A 19,346-nucleotide genomic window follows, 5' to 3' on the forward strand; every position below is an offset into this window, starting at 1 on the left:
GTCAGGCGAGCACCGTCTCCACCGCGGTGTGCGGCAGGTCGTGCGCGGCCGCGACGGGGCCGTTGGTGAGGGCGCCGTCGTGCGTGTTCAGGCCCAGGGCGAGGGACTGGTCGGCGGACAGCGCGGCCTTCCAGCCCTTGTCGGCCAGCTGCACGGCGTACGGCAGCGTGACGTTGGTGAGGCCGTACGTCGACGTACGCGGGACAGCGCCCGGCATGTTCGCGACGCAGTAGAAGACCGAGTTGTGCACCGTGTAGGTCGGGTCGTCGTGCGTGGTCGGGCGCGAGTCGGCGAAGCAGCCGCCCTGGTCGATGGCGATGTCGACGAGCACGCTGCCCGGCTTCATGCGGGACACCAGGCCGTTCGAGACCAGCTTCGGGGCCTTCGCACCCGGCACCAGCACGGCACCGATGACCAGGTCCGCTTCCAGTACCGACTCCTCGACCGACAGCCGGTTCGAGGTGACTGTGCGGATGCGGCCGCCGAAGTCGTTGTCGATCTGGCGGAGGCGGTCGACGTTCGTGTCCAGGATCTCGACGTCCGAGCCGAGACCCAGCGCGACGCGGGCGGCGTTCAGGCCCGCCACACCGCCGCCGATGACGACGACGCGGGCCGGGTGCACGCCGGGGATTCCGCCGGGCAGGACGCCGCGGCCGCCGCTCGGCTTCATCAGCGAGTACGCGCCCACCTGCGGGGCCAGCCGTCCGGCCACCTCGGACATCGGGGCCAGCAGCGGCAGCGCGCCGTTCGGCTTCTGGACCGTCTCGTAGGCGATGCCGGTGGTGCCCGCGGCCAGCAGCGCGTCGGTCAGCGGCCGGTCCGCGGCGATGTGCAGGTAGGTGAACAACACCAGGTCCTTGCGCAGGCGCGGGTACTCCTCGGCGATCGGCTCCTTGACCTTCAGCACGAGCTCGCCCTCGGCCCAGGTCTCGTCCGCCGTGGCGAGCACCTTGGCGCCCGCGGCGACGTACTCCTCGTCGGTGATCGACGAACCGGTCCCGGCACCCGTCTCAACGAAGACGTCGTGCCCGCGACCGACCAGTTCGTGCACGCCCGCCGGGGTCAGCGCGACCCGGTATTCGTGCCTCTTGATCTCACGGGGAACGGCGATGCGCACTGCTGGCCTCCTGCGGGCGGTGTCCGGAACAAAGGTGCTGACACTCACGGTGAAGCACCCAGACGGCGGTGTCATCATTCCGTCAGAACAGTCTTGCGCGCGGTTGATAGTGCTGACAGGACAAACCGGTTGACCTCGACCGCACTCGAGGTAGTTGGCTGTGCTCCGGCGGAGATCTTCAGGAAGGGCATCTATGCGAGCGGTGTGGCTGCGGGAGTTCGGCGGACCGGCGGTGCTGGTGGCGGGGGACGCGCCCGATCCGGTTCCCGGGCCGGGGCAGGTGCTGATCGAGGTGGCGTTCGCCAACGTCACGTTCGTGGAAACGCAGTTCCGGGCGACCGGGGCCGGGCCGTTCGCCGGCTCGCTGCCGATGGTTCCGGGCAACGGGGTCGGCGGCGTGATCAGCCGGATCGGCGAAGGGGTGGCCCCGGCTCTGATCGGGAAACGCGTGGTGACCTCGACCGGTGGCAGCGGCGGCTACGCCCAGCGCGCGGTCGTGGACGCCGAGCTGGTGTTTCCGGTGCCGCAGGCGCTGAGCCTCGACGCGGCCGTCGCGTTGCTGGCCGACGGCCGCACGGCGACCGGGCTGGTCCGCGCGACGGCGGTGGCGCCGGGCGAGCGGGTCCTGGTCGAAGCTGCCGCCGGCGGGGTCGGCAGCTTGCTGGTGCAGCTGGCGAAGGCGGCGGGCGCGGAGGTCGTCGCGGCGGCGGGCGGCGCGGAGAAGGCGGCCCAGGCGCGGGATCTGGGCGCGGCGCTGGCGGTGGACTACACGAATCCACAGTGGACGGACGAGGTCGGGCCGGTGGACGTGGTCTTCGACGGCGTCGGCGGCGAGGTCGGCACGGCGGCGTACCGGCTGGTGCGGCCCGGCGGGCGGATGGCGATTTACGGCCTGTCCAGCGGATCGTGGGCAGAAGTGCCCGAAGAGGAAGCAGCGAAGCGCGGAGTCGAGGTGATCCGGTCTATCGGCGACGCGGCGGCGATGCGGGAGTACACCGAGTCCGCGCTGGAAGCCGCCGCGGCGGGCCAGCTCACGCCGGTGATCGGGCAGCGATTCCCGTTGGAGCGCGCGGCCGACGCGCACGCGGCGATCGAATCGCGCGGCACGATCGGGAAGACACTGCTGGTCGCATGACGCCCCAGCCTCCGGCGGCCTCGCTGCCGATCCGTGAGGGGGTCCTTGAGGGACGTGGGTTCCGTGAGGGGGTCCTTCACGGACAGTCGATCGAGCCAGCGGCCAGGGGTGCGGTCAGCTCCACCGGAGCGCGACCAGCTGGGTGAGCAAGGCGAGCCGGACGTCCGGGTCTTCGAGATCCAGCGGAACCAGTTCGAGAAGCCGTTTCATCCGGTACCGCAGGGTGTTCGGGTGGATCCGCAGCCGTTCCGCGGCGGCCCGCGGATCGCCCGGATGCCGAAGCCATTCGTACAACGTGTCGACGTAGCCGGCGTTGCTCGTCTCGTCGTGCGCTCGCAGCACGCCGAGCGGACCGAGTTCGGCGACTTGGGCGGAGGCCGCCGCGGCGGCGGCGCGGTGCAGGACCAAGGCCGTCCACGCCTCGTCGTAGGCCACCGCGCGGCCTGCCACCAGCCCCGCCCGAAGCAGGCCCAGCGCTTCGTCGGCCTGCGCGCGAGACGAAGCTAGCGCGGTCGGATCGCCGGGTGCGCCGGCTGCCGCGCGCGGAACTCCGCCGCGTCGAGAGACCGGCTGGGCGAGCAGCACGTCCCGCAGCTCGGGCCAGCCGGTTCCGGCGCGGTCGGGCACCACGACGTACAAGAGCCCGCCCAGTTCGGTCGCGACCGGCCGCCGTCCGACGCCGTGCGAGATCCGTTCCAGCAACGCCAGCAACAGCCCCTCGGCGTCCCGGCTGTCCCCGCCGCTGACGTCCACGACCACCACTCGATGCGGTTCGTCGGACAGGTCCAGTTCGGCGGCCACCCGGCGCGGCGGCACCTGGCCCTCGAGCACCGCGCGCAGCAGTTCGGCGGATGCCCGGCGCTGCGCGTCGGTGTGTGCTCGCCGCCGCAGCAAATGCAGCGCGACCACCGGCGCGGCGTCGGCGAACGCGGCCGCGCGTTCCTCCGAAACCGGACCGGGCACGACCGCCCACATCGATCCCAGCAGCTCGCCGCCCATCCGGATCGGCACGATCAGCCGCGGCAGCGTGCCGTCGCGCTGGGCCGGGACGAAAATCGTCTGACGGCCGCGCGACAGCTCCCGGAAGACGCCGCGCGAGCGGAACCGGGCCAGCACGTCGTCCGGGATCCGGCGGCCCATGATCGTCGCCACCCGCGCCGGGTCGGTCAGGTCCTGGCGGGCGGAGTAGGCGAGCACGCGCGAGTTGGTGTCCTCGATGGTCACCGACGCGTCCACCACGGCGGCCACCGCGTCGGCGAGCCGGAAGAGGTCGCCGGAGCCCGGGTCGCCGCCTTCCTCGAGCGCTTCGGATTCGTCGGCGATCGCGTCCAGGACTGTGCGCAACAGCCAGACCAGCTGCGCCCACGACGTCGCCGCGTGCACCTGGATCAACGCGATCCCAGCGGTTTTGGCCGCGCGTTTCACCGGCGGTTTCGCGGCGAGCGGCGGCTTCAGCAGCACGGCGGCGGCACCGCGCGACGCGCTCGTCCGGACCAGCGCGGCGGCGTCCTCGGCTTCGACGGTCGCGACGCCCAGCACCAGATCGCCCGCGGCGATGGCCGACTCCGCGCCCGGCTCCGCGATCACGACGTCGCCGACCGCCGGGCAGCCTTCGGGCACGAGCAGCGCGTGGAGCAGCGTGGGACCGACCCGGTCCACGACGCTGCGCACCGAGACCACAACTACCTCCAGCGCTTGCTCGTCTTAGCTGGAACGGTAGAAGACTTCCCCGGTTGTGCCACTCGCGGTACTGCGTTCGGTGCTCACCGGAACGCGGCTGAACACCTTCGACCACGGCTTGAAGTAGGACACCAGCGTCGCGAGCAGCAGCAGGGTCAGCCCGACGCTCATGGCGCCGGTGCCGGACACCGCGCCCGCCCCGACCGTCTCGCCGCGCGCGGCCTCGTCGGCGTATCGCACGAACATGGGGACCACCAGCAGGTTCCCGCCGCCGAAAAGGGCGAGCGTCGCCAGCAGCTTCCACAGCACCCAGTAGTAGCGCACCAGCTTCCACTTCGTGCCGAGGCTGAGCACCACCCCGGTGGCCAGCGCGAGCAGGCTTGCCGGGAAGTACAGCACGCTCGCGAGCAGCCCGGCGATCACGTGCGCGCCGCGCGTGGTCACCGGGTCGGACCCGGCGAGCGCGACCACGTTGCACACCAGGATCGCGAGTTCCGCGCCGATCCAGCCGACCGAAGTCACGACGTGCGCGAACAGGAACCACTTGCGGGTCGCCGGGCGCATTCGCCAATCCATGACCTGAGAATGCGCGGCAGCGAGCAGTCTCGTCGTCCGTCAGAGCTCGGTACTTGCGCGTACGTCCGGGTGCGTAGTGCTCCCATCCCGTGAGAGCTGTTGGGCGATTCGCCCGGCCTGGTTACCGTCTGCGCCCAGCCGATCGCTTTCGAACCGCTAGGAGCAGGACATGCCGGAAGACACCACGAGCTGGTCCTTCGAGACCAAGCAGATCCACGCCGGGGCGGCGCCCGATCCGGCCACTGGCGCCCGCGCCACACCGATCTACCAGACCACCTCGTACGTCTTCCGCGACACCCAGCACGGGGCCGACTTGTTCAGCCTCGCCGAGCCGGGCCACATCTACACGCGCATCAACAACCCGACCCAGGACGTGCTGGAGCAGCGTGTCGCCTCGCTCGAAGGCGGGGTGGCCGGGCTCGCGTTCGCGTCCGGTTCGGCGGCGATCACCGCGGCGGTGCTGACCCTGGCCGGTGCGGGCGACCACATCGTCACCAGCCCGTCGCTGTACGGCGGCACCTTCAACCTCTTCCAGTACACGCTGCCGAAGCTGGGCATCGAGGTCACCTTCATCGAGGACCAGGACGACGCGGAGCAGTGGCGCGCGGCGGCCCGGCCGAACACGAAGCTGTTCTTCGGCGAGACGCTGGCCAACCCGAGCAGCGCGGTGCTGGACATCCGCAAGGTCGCCGACGTGGCGCACGAGGCCGGCGTACCGCTGGTCGTGGACAACACGGTGCCGACGCCGTACCTGGTCCGCCCGATCGAGCACGGCGCGGACATCGTCGTGCACTCGGCCACCAAGTACCTGGGCGGCCACGGCACCTCGGTGGCCGGGGTGCTGGTCGACGGCGGCACCTTCGACTTCGGCAAGGACCCGGCGAAGTTCCCGGGCTTCAACGAGCCGGACCCGAGCTATCACGGTTTGAAGTACTGGGAAGCGCTCGGCCCGGGCGCGTTCGCTGCCAAGGCGCGGGTACAGGTGCTGCGCGACACCGGTGCGGCGATCGCTCCGCTGAACAGCTTCCTCATCCTCCAGGGCATCGAGACGCTCTCGCTGCGACTGGAGCGGCACACCACCAACGCGCAGGCGCTGGCCGAGTGGCTGGAAGAGCGCGACGAGGTCGAGAAGGTCTACTACGCGGGCCTGCCGTCGAGCCCGTTCTACGAATCCGCGCAGAAGTACCTGCCGCGAGGTGCCGGCGCGGTGCTGTCGTTCGAACTGCGCGGCGGCATCGAGGCGGGCCGGAAGTTCGTCGACGGCACCGAACTGCACAGCCAGCTGGTGAACCTCGGCGACGTGCGCAGCCTCATCGTGCACCCGGCGTCGACCACGCACAGCCAGCTCACGCCGGAGGAGCAGGTCGCCGCGGGTGTTACGCCGGGCCTGGTCCGGCTCGCCGTCGGCTTGGAAGGGATCGAGGACCTCAAGGCCGACCTGGAGGCGGGTTTCCGCGCCGCGAAGGCGGCGCAATGACCGAATCCGGTGCGGGTCTCCCGCCTGTCACCGGTGCGTGGCGGGCGGGGGACCCACCCGGTGCCCGGCAGTGGTTCACCGGCCCCGGGGCGCTCGCGCTGGAGGCCGGTGGAGCACTGCCCGAATACACCCTCGCCTACGAAACGTGGGGGAGGCTGAACGCGGACCGCTCGAACGCCGTCCTCGTCGAGCACGCGCTGACCGGCGACAGCCACGCCGCCGGACCGGCTGGTCCCGGGCAGGTCAGCGCGGGTTGGTGGGACGAGCTGATCGGGCCGGGCAAGGCGTTCGACACCGATTCGCTGTTCGTCGTCGCGCCGAACGTGCTCGGCGGCTGCCAGGGCTCGACCGGGCCCTCCTCTCCGGACCCGGACGGGAAACCGTGGGGCAGCAGGTTTCCCGCGCTGACCGTGCGGGACCAGGTCGCGGCCGAGGCCGCGCTGGCCGACGCACTCGGCATCGATCGCTGGGCCGCGGTCGCCGGCGGTTCGATGGGCGGGATGCGTGCGCTGGAATGGGCGGTCACGCTGCCCGGCCGGGTTGAATCCGTGCTCGTGCTCGCCTCGACCGCTCGTGCCTCGGCGGAGCAAATCGCCTGGGCCGCGCCGCAGCTGCACGCGATCCGGTCGGACGTGGCGTGGCACGGCGGCGACTACTACACCGCGGCCGAAGGCCCGCATCGCGGACTGGGCGTGGCACGGCGGATCGCGCACGTCACCTATCGCTGCGAACCGGAGCTGCGGACGCGGTTCGGCAATCGCGCGCAGGAGCGCGAGGACCCGCTGCGGGGCGGACGGTTCGCCGTGGAGTCCTATTTGGATCATCACGCGGACAAACTGGTCCGCCGGTTCGACGCGGGTTCGTACGCGGTGCTCACCGAATCCATGAACACGCACGACGTCGGCCGCGGCCGGGGCGGGGTGGCGGCCGCGCTGGGCCGGGTCACCGCGCGGACCGTGGTCGCTTCGGTGGACAGCGACCGGCTGTACCCGCCGTACCAGTCGGACGAGATCGCGGCCGGGACCGGCGGCACGGCCGCGGTGCTGAACTCGCCGTACGGGCACGACTCGTTCCTCATCGAGACCGAGCAGATCGCCGGGCTGGTCAAGACGTTGCTGGGCTGAAGATGGGCTGAAATGCCGTGAAGGGAACATTGAGGGACTCTGAGTCCCTCAATGTTCCCTTCACGGACCTTCGGACGTCAGCCGATCGCGGAGGTCAGCGGCGAGTAGTAGCCGCCCCGCTGCCCGGCGGCAGTCGGGTGGTACGACTCGTCCACCGGCCAGGTGAGGCTGTGCAGGTAGTCGCTCGCCGACGAGCAGATGTTGTGCCCGTCGAACGCCGAGCGGACGTCGACGAACTTCGCCCCGGCGGCCGCTGCCCGCGAGGACAGCACCGACGCCAGCGTGTCCGCGCCGGAGTTGATCGCGGTGCGCTTGGTGTCGCTCAGCCCGACCGAGCAGGAGCCCGGCACGGTGTAGAAACGCGGGTAGGAGAGGACGACCAGGCTAGCGTTGGGCGCCTTGCTCTTCGCCGCGGCGTAGACCTTGTCCAGCAGCCCGGGCAGGGTGTTCTGGACGTAGGTCTTCGCGGTGTTGACCCGGTTGACGCAGGTCTGGTCGTCGTTGAGGGTGCACGTGGTGATCACGTCGGTGAAACCGGCGTCGTTGCCGCCGACGGTGAGCGTGATCAGCGTGGCGTTGGACGGCATCGAGCTGATCTGGTTCAGCACGTCGCCGGTCTTGGCCCCGGAGCAGGCCAAGAAGGTGAAATTGGTGCCGGAGTGGGCATTGGCCCACAGCTGGCCGTAGGCGTTGGCACTGCGTTTGCAGCTGCCCGAGTCGCCGTAGCTGCCGGCTCCCACTCCAGAGGAGTAGGAGTCGCCGAGCGCGACGTAGTTGGCCGACGCGGCGGTCGCGACGTTCGCGAACCCCAGCGCCGTGGTTAGAGCGACCCCCAGGGCCGCGCACATCCGGAAGATGCGTCGTGATGGTTGACGGGTGTTTGCAGCCATAGGTCACTCCTGTCGTGACAGCTTGACGGGCTAAAGCTTTACCAGGTGAATCCACACCGGACACCCCTCTTGCCGCCGATGCGTCCAGTTGGCCCAGGCAGGAAGTAGCACCGGAAGTTAGCGCTCGCTAACCGGCGGACCTACTATTGGCGGATGTCGGTGAACTCCACCCCACTGGTGAACGGTGCGAAGGCGAACCGCCGGGAACAAATCCTCACCGCCGCCGCCGAGCTGTTCGCCCATCACGGCTTCCACGGCGTCGGCATCGACGACATCGGTGCCGCGGTGGGCATCTCCGGGCCCGGGCTGTACCGGCATTTCCGCAGCAAGGACGCCATTCTCGGGGAGATGCTGAACTCGATCAGCCACTTCCTGCTCGAAGGCGGCACCGCGCGCGCCGAGGCGGGCGGCACCCCGGACGAACTGCTCGCCGCGCTGGTCCGGTTCCACGTCGACTTCGCTCTGGATCACCCGGCGCTGATCACCGTGCAGGAGCGGAACCTCGCGAATCTCACCGACGGTGACCGCAAACAGGTGCGCGCGCTCCAGCGCCAGTACGTCGAGGTGTGGGTGCGCGCCATCCGGGAAGCGGTGCCGGGCCTGGGAGAACGCCAGGCGCGCTCGGCCGCGCACGCGGTCTTCGGCCTGATCAACTCGACGCCGTACAACCGCCATCTCGGTGACGGCGAACTCGCTGAACTGCTGTGCCGGCTCGCGCTGGGTGCGCTTTCCTCGGCGGCTTGAGCCCCGGATCCGGGGTATCCCCCCGGCCGCCGGTCTGGTGTTTGATAGGCACGTGACCGCGGACCGGAGCGAGGGCGAGCAGCGACTCGTCGAGAAGGCGCAGCGCGCGCTCGTCGCCATCAGCCTTGGCGAGGACGAGGAAGCGCTGGAAGAGGTCACGTCCACTGCCTCGGAGCCCGGCGAGCGCTCTGAGGAGACGAAGGAGCTGATGCTCCTGCTGTTCGGCGAGTGCAGCGCGATGGTGTCCACCCTCGGCGACGGCGGGACGGCCCCGGTCAAGGTGCAGGTGTTCGACGAGAGCGGCGAAGAGGTCTCGATCGACCAGGCGGACCCGCCGGTGCGCACCGCGGTCCGGACGCTGCTGGCCGAGGTGCACGGCAATACCGCGGCTGCGCGGGAGCAGGTCGAGATCGCGTTGGCCAGCGCGGCGCCGGACGAGGTGGACAGCCTGCTGCTGCAGGCGCTGCGGTGGACCATCCGTCTTTCGGTGGAATGTCTGGAGCGGGATCTGCCGGTGGCCGGCTGGATCTCGGACGCCGTCGCCGGCTGAACCTCCCCGCTCGCTTCACCCGCCCGTGACCGCCCCAATGTGGCATTGGGTGCATCTGACGCACCCAATGTGGCATTCGGTGCGTGTGACGCACCCAATGCCACATTGGGGTGCTTTGGACTGGGCTGGACACGGCGGTTAACGGCCACTAACATCAGGCTTCGAGTTAACGACCGCTAACGTCTCGACGGAGAGTCATGGACACGCCGGTACTGCGCAGTTCCGCGGATCCGAACAGCGATGCTTTCGCCAGCAGCGTCACCTCGCACGGCGCGCTGGTGGAGGATCTGCACAAGCGGCTGGCCGCCGCCCGTCTCGGCGGGACGGAGAAGTCCCGTGCCCGCCATGTGGAACGCGGCAAGTTGCTGCCGCGCGATCGGGTGGACACGCTGCTCGACCCGGGGTCGCCGTTCCTCGAGCTCTCGCCGCTCGCGGCGAACGGGCTCTACGACGACGAGGCGCCGTCCGCGGGCATCATCACCGGCATCGGGCGGGTGTCCGGCCGGGAGTGCGTGATCGTCGCGAACGACGCGACCGTCAAGGGCGGCACCTACTACCCGATGACGGTCAAGAAGCACCTTCGGGCGCAGGAAGTCGCGCTGCACAACAACCTGCCGTGCATCTACCTGGTCGACTCCGGCGGTGCGTTCCTGCCACGCCAGGACGAGGTTTTCCCGGATCGCGAGCACTTCGGCCGGATCTTCTACAACCAGGCCACCATGTCCGCGCGCGGCATTCCGCAGATCGCCGCCGTGCTGGGCTCCTGCACCGCGGGCGGCGCGTACGTTCCGGCGATGAGCGACGAAGCGGTCATCGTTCGCAATCAGGGCACCATTTTCCTCGGCGGCCCGCCGTTGGTGAAGGCCGCGACCGGCGAGGTCGTCACCGCTGAGGAACTGGGCGGCGGAGACGTGCACTCGCGCCATTCCGGCGTCACCGACCACCTCGCCGACGACGACGCGCACGCGCTGCGGATCGTCCGCGACATCATCTCCACACTCGGCCCGCGCACGCCGCGGCCGTGGGACGTCAAGGCGATCGAGGCGCCGGCGGTCAGCGAACGCGAGCTGTACGGCGTGGTCCCAACGGATTCGCGCACCCCGTACGACGTGCGCGAGGTGATCGCGCGGATCGTCGACGGCAGCCGGTTCGCGGAGTTCAAGAAGGAGTACGGCTCGACGCTGGTCACCGGCTTCGCGCATATCCACGGTCACCCGGTCGGCATCATCGCGAACAACGGCGTGCTGTTCGCCGAGTCCGCGATGAAGGGCGCGCACTTCATCGAACTGTGCGACCGGCGCTCGATCCCGCTGGTGTTCCTGCAGAACATCACCGGGTTCATGGTCGGGCGCGCCTACGAAGCGGGCGGCATCGCCAAGCACGGCGCGAAAATGGTCACCGCGGTGGCGTGCGCGCGGGTGCCGAAGTTCACCGTGATCATCGGCGGCTCGTTCGGCGCGGGCAACTACTCCATGTGCGGCCGCGCGTATTCGCCGAGGTTCCTGTGGATGTGGCCGAACGCCCGGATTTCCGTGATGGGCGGCGAGCAGGCGGCGTCGGTGCTTTCGACGGTGCGCCGCGACGCGATCGAAGGCCGCGGCGGCGAATGGTCCACTGAGGATGAAGAAGCGTTCAAGGCGCCGATCCGCGAGCAGTACGAGGATCAGGGCAGCCCGTACTACTCCACGGCGAGGCTGTGGGACGACGGCGTGATCGACCCGGCGGACACCCGCACGGTGCTCGGCCTCGCGCTGTCGGCCGCGGCCAACGCGCCTTGGCCCGAGGTCAACTACGGCGTCTTCCGGATGTGAATGGCATGGTTGAGGGTTCTTTGTTCAACACTGTTCTGGTCGCCAACCGCGGGGAGATCGCGGTCCGCGTCATCCGGTCGCTGCGTGCGCTCGGAATCCGGTCGGTCGCGGTGTACAGCGACGCGGACGCCGACGCCCGGCACGTCCGGGAGGCCGACACCGCGGTCCGCCTCGGCCCCGCGGAAGCGGCGAAGAGCTACCTGTCGATCCCGGCGATCATCGCTGCCGCCAAGGAAACCGGTGCGCAGGCGGTGCACCCGGGGTACGGCTTCCTCGCCGAGAACACCGCGTTCGCGTGGGCCTGCGCGGAGGCCGGGCTGGTGTTCATCGGCCCGCCGCCGGAAGCGATCGACAAGATGGGTGACAAGATCCGGGCGAAGGCCACGGTGTCCGCGGCCGGCGTCCCGGTGGTGCCCGGTGCGTCCGATGTGGACATTCCGGACGGCGGGTTCGCCGCCGCGGCCGCGAAGGTCGGGTATCCGCTGCTGCTGAAGCCGTCCGCGGGCGGCGGCGGCAAGGGCATGCGGCTGGTGCACGCGGAGTCCGAACTGGACGCGGCGATCGAGTCCGCGCGTCGCGAGGCGAAGAGCTCCTTCGGCGACGACACGCTGCTGATGGAACGGTTCGTCACGACGCCGCGGCACATCGAGATCCAGGTGCTGGCCGATCAGCACGGCACCGTGCTGCATCTGGGCGAACGCGAGTGCAGCCTGCAGCGGCGGCACCAGAAGATCGTCGAGGAAGCGCCGTCGGTGCTGCTGAACGAACAGACCCGGGCGAAAATGGGTGCGGCCGCCGCGGAAGCCGCCCGGTCGGTCGGGTACGTCGGCGCGGGCACCGTCGAGTTCATCATGTCCGCGCACAACCCGGACGAGTTCTTCTTCATGGAGATGAACACCCGGCTGCAGGTGGAGCACCCGGTCACGGAAATGGTGACCGGACTCGACCTGGTGTCCTGGCAGGTGCGGGTGGCGGCCGGGGAGCCGCTCACGCTGACCCAGGACGACGTGCGCCTCGACGGGCACGCGGTCGAGGCCCGGGTCTACGCGGAGGACCCGGCACGCGGGTTCATCCCGACCGGCGGCACCGTGCTGGCCGTGCACGAGCCCTCCGGCGACGGCGTGCGGGTGGACTCGTGGATGTCCGAGGGCGCGGTCGTCGGATCGAACTACGACCCGATGCTGGCGAAGATCATCGCGCACGGCCCGGATCGCGCGTCGGCACTGCAGAAGCTGGACCGGGCGCTGGCCGACACCGCGTTGCTCGGCCTCGGCACGAACGTCGCGTTCCTGCGCGGCCTGCTCGCCGACGAGGACGTCCGCGCCGGGCGACTGGACACCGAACTGGTGGACCGGCGACTGTCCGAACTGGTCTCCTCGGAAGTGCCGGCGGAGTTCTTCGTCGCGGCGGCGATGGACCGGCTGCTTTCGCTGCAGCCGACTGGCGCGATCGTGGACCCGTGGGACGTCCCGAGCGGATGGCGGCTCAGCGGGCCGGGCGGGATCACCTTCCGGTTGCGTGCCGGCGAAACCCAGGCCGTGGTGCGGGTCGAAGGCACCCCGTCGGGTGCTTCGGTGCGCGTCGACGACGCCGAGCCGGTGCGGGTATCGGCGCGCCGGGAAGGCGATCTGCTCGAGGTGCGCCGGGCCAGCGGAGTTGAGCGGTACCGGTTCGCGGACGGTCCGGACCGGACCGTCTGGCTGGCTCGCGAAGGCCGCTCGATTGCCTTCGCGGATCAGGAAGTCACGCTGTCTTCGCGCGGCGAAGCAGCCGGCGCCGGCCCGGTGAAGAGCCCGATGCCGGGCACCGTGCTGGTGGTGAAGGCCGCCGAAGGCGACGTGGTGAGCGCGGGAACGCCGCTGCTGGTCGTCGAGGCGATGAAGATGGAGCACACCGTGACCGCGCCGATCGACGGCGTGGTGACCGAGCTTTCCGTGCGGGTCGGCCAGCAGGTCGCGCTGGACGAGACGCTCGCCGTGGTGAGCGCAGCAGAGGAGAAGCAGTGATCGACTTCCGGCTGGACGACGAGTACGAAGCGCTTCGCAAGACGGTCGAGGACTTCGCGCACAGCGAGGTCGCGCCGGTGATCGGGCCGCTGTACGAGAAGGAACAATTCCCGTACGAGCTGGTTGCCAAGATGGGCGCGATGGGCTTGTTCGGCCTGCCGTTCCCGGAGGAATTCGGCGGCATGGGCGGGGACTACTTCGCGCTGTGCCTCGCGCTGGAGGAACTGGCGCGGGTCGACTCGTCGGTCGCGATCACCCTGGAAGCCGGGGTTTCGCTGGGTGCGATGCCGATCTACCGGTTCGGCACCCAGGAGCAGAAGGAAACCTGGCTGCCGCAGCTGACCAGCGCCGAAGCGCTCGGCGGGTTCGGCCTGACCGAACCGGGCGGCGGCTCGGACGCCGGGGCCACCCGCACCCGCGCCCGGCTCGACGGCGACGAGTGGGTGATCAACGGCAGCAAGGCGTTCATCACGAACTCCGGCACCGACATCACGAAGCTGGTCACCGTCACCGCGGTCACCGACGTGATGGAGAACGGCCGCAAGGAGATTTCGGCGATCATCGTCCCGTCCGGCACGCCGGGCTTCGCGGTGGCCCCGAAGTATTCGAAGGTCGGCTGGAACTGCTCGGACACCCACGAGCTGTCTTTCACCGACGTCCGGGTGCCCGCCGAGAACCTGGTCGGCAAGCGCGGCCGCGGCTACGCCCAGTTCCTGTCCATTTTGGACGAGGGCCGGGTGGCGATCGCGGCGCTGAGCGTCGGTCTCGCACAGGGGTGCGTGGACGAATGCCTGAAGTACGCGAAGGACCGGGTCGCGTTCGGCCACCGGATCGGCGAGTACCAGGCGATCCAGTTCAAGATCGCCGAGATGGAGGTCCGCGCGCACACCGCCCGGTTGGCCTACTACCAGGCGGCGTCGAAGATGCTGCGCGGCGAGCCGTTCAAGAAAGAGGCGTCGATCGCGAAGCTGGTCGCGTCGAACGCGGCGATGGACAACGCCCGCGACGCGACGCAGATCTACGGCGGCTACGGCTTCATGAACGAGTTCCCGGTCAGCCGGTTCTACCGGGACGCGAAGATCCTGGAGATCGGCGAGGGGACCAGCGAGGTGCAGAAGATGCTCATCGCGCGCCACCTCGGCGTGGGGGCCTGAGACCCAGCGCTGCCGGGACGTCCGGGCGGTTTCCCGGCAGCGCTGTTCGACCCGTTGTGTCGGATAATAATACCGGTATAGTTATACGGCATGGTGGAGCTGAAGACCGCGACCGAGATCGCGGCGATGCGGGAAGCCGGCCGGGTCGTGGCGCGGGCGCTGGCCGGGGCACGCGCGGCGGCGGCCGTCGGAGTGCGGCTGACCGAGCTGGACGACGTGGCGGCACAAGTGATCCGGGACGCGGGCGCGAAGCCGTCGTTTCTCGGCTATCACCCGGAGTGGGCACCGATGCCGCACCCGGGCTCGGCGTGCGTCAGCGTGAATTCGGCGATCGTGCACGGCATCCCGGACCGCACCCGGTTGCGCGACGGCGACCTGGTGAGCATCGACTGCGGCGCGCTGCTCGACGGCTGGAACGGCGACGCGGCGGTCAGTTTCGTGGTCGGCGAAGCGGATCCGGCCGATCTGGCGTTGATCGCGGCGACCGAGGAAGCGCTGGTCCGGGGAATCACGGCCGCCCAGCCGGGCGGTCGGCTCGGCGATCTGTCGCACGCGATCGGCTCGTATGGCCGGGAGCTCGGCTATGGCCTGCCGGACGATCACGGCGGGCACGGCATCGGCCGGGCGATGCACGAGGAACCGTTCCTGCCCAACGACGGTCGCTTCGCATTCGGAGCACACGGTGGCGATCACCCCCGACGGGCCGGAGATCCTTACCCTGGAGTGATGGAGTTCAGCATCCGGCCTGGGGCCGCCGGTGACGCGGACGTGTTGTTGGGGTTTTTCGACGAAGCAGTGGAATGGCTGGTCGCGCGCGGCAGCGCCGGGCAGTGGGGCGCCGAGCCGTGGAGCGGGATCCCGAAGCGGGTCGAGCGGGTGCGCGAGTACGCCGCCGACCCGGAGTTCCGGATGGCGGAAGTCGGCGGGAAGCCCGCTGGCGCGTTGGTCCTCGGGCGGGTCATGCCGTACGCCCCGCAGGTCGACGAGCCTGAACTTTACGTGCGGCTGCTGATCACCTCCCGCCGGTTCGCCGGGCACCGGGTCGGCTCGCGACTGCTGCGGCACTCGATGGACGAGGCGAAACGGCGCGGGATCGAGCTCGTGCGAGTCGACTGCTGGGCCGGTGGTGACGGCGATCTGCCTCGCTACTACCAGAGTCAGGGCTTCACGCCGACCGAGCAGTTCACGGTCGACGGGTGGCTCGGGCAGGTCCTTGAACAACGAGTTGGGGGATAGCGGCCGGGCCCGGCCGGGCGGACGATATTGGCGAAACGTCAATAGACCGAGGAGTCCGCCATGGCCAGGCCGTCGCTCGCCGGGAAGCTCACTGGGAAGGTCGTCGTCGTGACCGGCGGCGCGCAAGGCATCGGAGCGGCCACCGCGGCCGCGTTGCACCGGTGCGGCGCACGGTTGGCGCTCGGCGACCTGGACCGGGTCCGAGCCGAGAAGACTGCCGGCGAGCTGGGTCCGGACGTCGTGGCGTTACCGCTGGACGTCACCGACACGGCCGCGTTCACCGCGTTCCTGGACGAGGTCGAACGCCAGATCGGGCCGATCGACGTCCTGATCAACAACGCCGGCATCATGCCGCTCTCCCCGCTGGACCAAGAGGACGACGCGGCCACCCGGCGACTGCTGGAGATCAACGTGCACGCGGTCGTGCACGGCACCCGCGAGGCGGTCAAACGGATGAAGCCGCGCGGCAGCGGGCACATCGTCAACATCGCGTCGATGGCCGGAAAGTCCGGATTCGCCGGTGCTGCCACGTACTGCGCTACCAAACACGCAGTGGTCGGGTTGTCCGAGGCGGTCCGGCTGGAGCTGCGCGGCACCGGCGTCGAGGTGTCCTGCGTGATGCCCGCGGTCGTGCGCACCGAGCTGGCCGCCGGGGTGGCCGAAGCCCGATTCATCAAGTCGGTGGGGCCGGACGATGTCGGGGCCGCGATCGTGACCGCCTTGCTGCGCCCGAAATTCGACGTGTTCGTCCCGAAATCGCTCGATCTGACCGGCCGGATCGCCCGGCTTTTCCCTCGCCCGTTCGGAGAATGGCTCGTCCGCGTCCTGGGCGGCGACCAGCTGCTCGCGTCGGCCGCGCATTCGCCGGAGCGGGCGGAGTACGAGGACCGGGCGGCCCGCAGCGTGCCGTCCGTCCCGCCTGGTGGGAGCGTCTGATGTGGACATGCGCTTGCCGGGTGCTTGCGGGAGTGGCGTGTTGTAGCCGAGCCCCGCCGCACGGCAAGATGCCGGGCAACGGACAAGCTCCAGGAGGCGCTGCATGGTTTCCCCACCGGCCCGGCTGGCCGCCGCGGCGGCGAACGTCGTCGGCAAGGTGTTCCAAGGTGGGGTCGCCGACCTCCGGCCGATGCCGCGGGTGCTGATCGACCAGGGACCCAACCGGTCCGTCTACCGGATGACGCACGGCTCGGCGCAGGCCTCCGGCCCGCCGGTGCTGCTGGTGCCGCCGCTGGCCGCGCCCGCGCTGTGTTTCGACCTGCGCCGCGGCTGCAGCCTGATCGAGCATCTGGTGGAAGGCGGCCGGCCCACCTACCTGGTGGACTACGGCATGGTCGCGTTCTCCGACCGCAGGCTCGGCATCGAGCACTGGATCGACGAGGTGCTGCCGCGGGCGATCCGGAAGGTCAGCGAGGACGCCGGCGGGCAGGGCGTGCACCTGGTGTCCTGGTCGCTCGGCGGGATCTTCTCCATGCTGGTCAGCGCGGACCAGCCGAACCTGCCGATCGAGTCGATCGCCGCGATCGGCTCTCCGGTGGACTTCACGGCGATCCCGATCATCGCCCCGTTCCGCCCGCTGGTGGACCTCACCGGCGGCTACCTGCTCACCCCGGTGTACCGCGCGTTCGGCGGCGCACCGTCCTATTTGGTCACCCGGGTGTTCCGTGCGACCGGGATCTCGAAGGAGATCACGAAGCCGCTGGCGATCCTGAAGAACCTCGACGACCGCGACTATCTCGCGCAGATCGAGGCGGTGGACCACTTCATGGACAATATGTACGCCTATCCCGGGCGCACGTTCGGCCAGCTGTACCACCGGCTGTTCCGCACCAACGACCTGGCGGAGGGAACGGTCGACCTGAACGGCCGCAAGATCAGCCTGGCGGACGTGAAAGTGCCGATGCTCGTGGTGGCGGGCGAAAACGACACCATCGCGCCGCAGGCGTCGGTGGAACGCGTCGTGCAGCTGCTGGAAAACGCGCCGGAAGTTCAGTTCCGCACCGCACCCGGCGGCCACCTGGGCGTGCTGACCGGCCGCCGGGCGCGCGGCACGACCTGGCGTTACCTGGACGAATTCCTGGACGAGCGAATCAGCGGCTGACCTGGTTCGGCTTGGAGAAAGATCAGGTCCGCGTGTCCGCGGCGAGCAGCGCCGCTATCCCGGACACCCGGCCGCGGAGATCACTGCGATGTCCGCGGCCGGGCAGGGAGTTCAGGGTCGGTCAGTGCTGCTCCGCCGCGCAGAAAACATCTCCGGCGGGCCGTTTCCCGGTCGCCAGGAATTCGTTCACCGCAGCATTGCCGCACGTGTTCGGCGCGAAGACGTACGCTCCGTGCCCGCCCTGGTCGACGGTTACCATCCGGGCCCGCTCCCCGAATGCCGAACGGAGCTTGCGCGCATTCGCGAGCGGAGTGCCCGGGTCGCGGGTGTTCTGCACCATCAGGACGTTGGCCGGCCCGCGATCACTGATCCGCACCCTCGGCTCGACCGGCGCGGAGGGCCAGTACGCGCAGGCCGCGATGTTCGCCTCGCCCGCACCGATCAGCGGATACCGGACGCGGTCCACGGCCACGTCGAGCTGGTAGCTCAGCACCGATTTCGGCCAGCTCGAATCGCCGCAGATCACCGCGAACCGCGCTGCGTTGAGGTTGTCGCTCGGCGGAAGCGGTGCTCCGCTGGCGGGAGGCTTGCCCTGGTCGAGGTCGCGCATCATCGATGCCAGCGTCTTGAACTGATCGTCGCTGTAGATCAACGAGAACGCGGCCCCGCGCAGGAGGCCGCCGGTGAGGCCGTCGATCGGCTTGCGGTCCAGGCGGGCGACCAAGTCGTAGAATTTCGCGGTGACCTGGGCCGGAGTCGTGCCCAGCTGGTAGTCCGGGTGGGCCGCCGCGTACTTCGCGAAGTCCGGGAAGCGATCCTCCATGCCGCGGCCGAAACCGTGCATCGCGTCGATGTCGTAGCCGCCAGGTCCAAGGTTGCTGTCGAGCACGACCCGGTCGCTGCGCTCGGGGAACATGGTCGTGTAGACCGCGCCGAGGTAGGTGCCGTACGACGCGCCGAGGTAGGAGATCTTCTGCTCGCCCAGCGCTTCGCGGATCTGGTCCAGGTCGCGAGCGGTGTTCGCGGTGGTGGTGTACGGGAGCATCCAGCCGGTCTTGGCGTCGGCGCACTGCTTGGCTTCGGCCTTCGCGACTGCTGCCTGCTTCACCACGTCGGCGGGGCTGTTCGCGTACGGCAGATTGCCGATCGCCAGCTGCTCCGGCGTCAGATCGCAGGTGACCGGCGAGCTGTGCCCGACGCCGCGCGGGTCGAAGCCGATGATGTCGTAGCTGTCTCGCACGTCTTGGGGCATCGGGGAAGCGATGCCGGACAGCGTGAGAATGCTCGGGTAGTTGAGTCCCGCGCCGCCCGGGCCGCCGGGATTGGTCAGCAGGACACCGTGTCGTTTGGCCGGGTTCTTGCTGGGCAGACGGGAAATCGCGAGGTCGATCTTCCGGCCCTGGGGGTCTCGGTAGTCGAGCGGGACTCGCAGCGTCGCGCATTGCAGGCCGGGGCCGGGATGCGCGTCCGCAGGGCAAGCGCCCCATTCGACAGTGGTCGCCGCCGAGGCTGGCACCGCGAGGGTGGCTGCCGCGATCGCCGCGACAGCAGCGGCTAGTAAGGGTTTCCGCATCGGTTCCCTTTCCGTCGGCGCATTTCGCGCCGGGTCGATTCAGGTACACCGATTTCAGCGGGATCCGCGGCCCGTGGGCAGTGCCGTGGTGTCACCGGACCGGGATGACGTGACGTCACTGGCGTAGCCAATTGGTGACAGGTACAAGAGCGGCTGAGCAGATGGAGGTCGCGAT

At 69.8% G+C, this 19,346-nt stretch carries 16 protein-coding genes and 1 pseudogene; 12 read left to right on the top strand and 5 right to left on the bottom strand.

Annotated features, from left to right (window positions below; translation table 11 throughout):
- Position 1: 1 nt before the first annotated feature.
- Positions 2-1,117 (bottom strand): alanine dehydrogenase, encoded by a 1,116-nt coding sequence (gene ald, locus AMYBE_RS0140050; RefSeq protein WP_020665041.1) that lies wholly within the window; start codon positions 1,115-1,117, stop codon positions 2-4.
- A gap of 193 nt (positions 1,118-1,310) precedes the next feature.
- On the opposite strand from ald, the gene AMYBE_RS0140055 reads away from it, so the two are divergent.
- Positions 1,311-2,252, top strand: a complete 942-nt coding sequence (locus AMYBE_RS0140055) for a zinc-binding dehydrogenase (RefSeq protein WP_020665042.1) — start codon at positions 1,311-1,313, stop codon at positions 2,250-2,252.
- Positions 2,253-2,366: 114 nt separating this feature from the next.
- Here AMYBE_RS0140055 and AMYBE_RS0140060 read toward each other — a convergent pair whose 3' ends face one another.
- The gene (locus tag AMYBE_RS0140060) at positions 2,367-3,932 is read right to left on the bottom strand and encodes a PucR family transcriptional regulator (RefSeq protein WP_020665043.1); all 1,566 of its coding nucleotides are present in this window, start codon (positions 3,930-3,932) and stop codon (positions 2,367-2,369) included.
- A gap of 24 nt (positions 3,933-3,956) precedes the next feature.
- On the bottom strand, positions 3,957-4,508 hold the full coding sequence (locus AMYBE_RS0140065) for a hypothetical protein (RefSeq protein WP_211226900.1): 552 nt from the start codon (positions 4,506-4,508) through the stop codon (positions 3,957-3,959).
- Positions 4,509-4,677: 169 nt separating this feature from the next.
- Here AMYBE_RS0140065 and AMYBE_RS0140070 point away from each other — a divergent pair, with 169 nt between their 5' ends.
- Together AMYBE_RS0140070 and metX are read left to right on the top strand one after the other, a co-directional pair.
- Positions 4,678-5,985, top strand: coding sequence for a bifunctional o-acetylhomoserine/o-acetylserine sulfhydrylase (locus AMYBE_RS0140070; RefSeq protein WP_020665045.1), 1,308 nt, complete (start codon positions 4,678-4,680; stop codon positions 5,983-5,985).
- Complete coding sequence (metX, locus tag AMYBE_RS0140075) at positions 5,982-7,109, top strand: homoserine O-acetyltransferase MetX (RefSeq protein WP_020665046.1); 1,128 nt, start codon at positions 5,982-5,984, stop codon at positions 7,107-7,109. The genes AMYBE_RS0140070 and metX overlap by 4 nt, the downstream gene beginning before the upstream one ends.
- Before the next feature lie 77 nt (positions 7,110-7,186).
- On the opposite strand, the gene AMYBE_RS0140080 is transcribed toward metX, so the two are convergent.
- Positions 7,187-7,957: an SGNH/GDSL hydrolase family protein gene (locus tag AMYBE_RS0140080; protein WP_020665047.1), complete on the bottom strand. Its 771-nt coding sequence runs from the start codon at positions 7,955-7,957 to the stop codon at positions 7,187-7,189.
- A gap of 195 nt (positions 7,958-8,152) precedes the next feature.
- Between AMYBE_RS0140080 and AMYBE_RS0140085 the strand changes: the two genes are divergently transcribed.
- From AMYBE_RS0140085 to AMYBE_RS0140125, 9 genes and pseudogenes are all read left to right on the top strand, one after another.
- Positions 8,153-8,743, top strand: coding sequence for an SACE_7040 family transcriptional regulator (locus tag AMYBE_RS0140085; RefSeq protein WP_020665048.1), 591 nt, complete (start codon positions 8,153-8,155; stop codon positions 8,741-8,743).
- 52 nt (positions 8,744-8,795) lie between these two features.
- Entirely contained in the window at positions 8,796-9,293 is a 498-nt protein-coding gene (locus AMYBE_RS0140090; RefSeq protein WP_020665049.1) for a hypothetical protein, read from the top strand.
- A 197-nt stretch (positions 9,294-9,490) separates the two neighbouring features.
- Positions 9,491-11,104 (top strand): carboxyl transferase domain-containing protein, encoded by a 1,614-nt coding sequence (locus tag AMYBE_RS0140095; RefSeq protein WP_020665050.1) that lies wholly within the window; start codon positions 9,491-9,493, stop codon positions 11,102-11,104.
- A gap of 20 nt (positions 11,105-11,124) precedes the next feature.
- Positions 11,125-13,110, top strand: coding sequence for an acetyl/propionyl/methylcrotonyl-CoA carboxylase subunit alpha (locus AMYBE_RS0140100; RefSeq protein ID WP_027928534.1), 1,986 nt, complete (start codon positions 11,125-11,127; stop codon positions 13,108-13,110).
- Positions 13,107-14,264, top strand: coding sequence for an acyl-CoA dehydrogenase family protein (locus AMYBE_RS0140105; protein ID WP_020665052.1), 1,158 nt, complete (start codon positions 13,107-13,109; stop codon positions 14,262-14,264). Before AMYBE_RS0140100 ends, AMYBE_RS0140105 begins: the two co-directional genes overlap by 4 nt.
- Before the next feature lie 126 nt (positions 14,265-14,390).
- Positions 14,391-14,954 (top strand): annotated as a pseudogene (locus tag AMYBE_RS45575) (M24 family metallopeptidase); the annotation flags it as partial.
- A gap of 36 nt (positions 14,955-14,990) precedes the next feature.
- Complete coding sequence (locus AMYBE_RS45580; protein WP_027928558.1) at positions 14,991-15,500, top strand: GNAT family N-acetyltransferase; 510 nt, start codon at positions 14,991-14,993, stop codon at positions 15,498-15,500.
- Between the two features lie 60 nt (positions 15,501-15,560).
- Complete coding sequence (locus tag AMYBE_RS0140120) at positions 15,561-16,436, top strand: SDR family oxidoreductase (protein ID WP_020665053.1); 876 nt, start codon at positions 15,561-15,563, stop codon at positions 16,434-16,436.
- Positions 16,437-16,539: 103 nt separating this feature from the next.
- Positions 16,540-17,598 carry an alpha/beta fold hydrolase gene (locus AMYBE_RS0140125; RefSeq protein ID WP_020665054.1) on the top strand — a complete coding sequence of 353 codons (1,059 nt, stop codon included), beginning with the start codon at positions 16,540-16,542 and terminating at the stop codon, positions 17,596-17,598.
- Between the two features lie 121 nt (positions 17,599-17,719).
- Here AMYBE_RS0140125 and AMYBE_RS0140130 read toward each other — a convergent pair whose 3' ends face one another.
- Complete coding sequence (locus AMYBE_RS0140130; RefSeq protein WP_020665055.1) at positions 17,720-19,171, bottom strand: alpha/beta hydrolase; 1,452 nt, start codon at positions 19,169-19,171, stop codon at positions 17,720-17,722.
- Positions 19,172-19,346: the final 175 nt, after the last annotated feature.

The organism is Amycolatopsis benzoatilytica AK 16/65, assembly GCF_000383915.1.
GTDB classification, from domain to species: Bacteria; Actinomycetota; Actinomycetes; order Mycobacteriales; family Pseudonocardiaceae; genus Amycolatopsis; species Amycolatopsis benzoatilytica.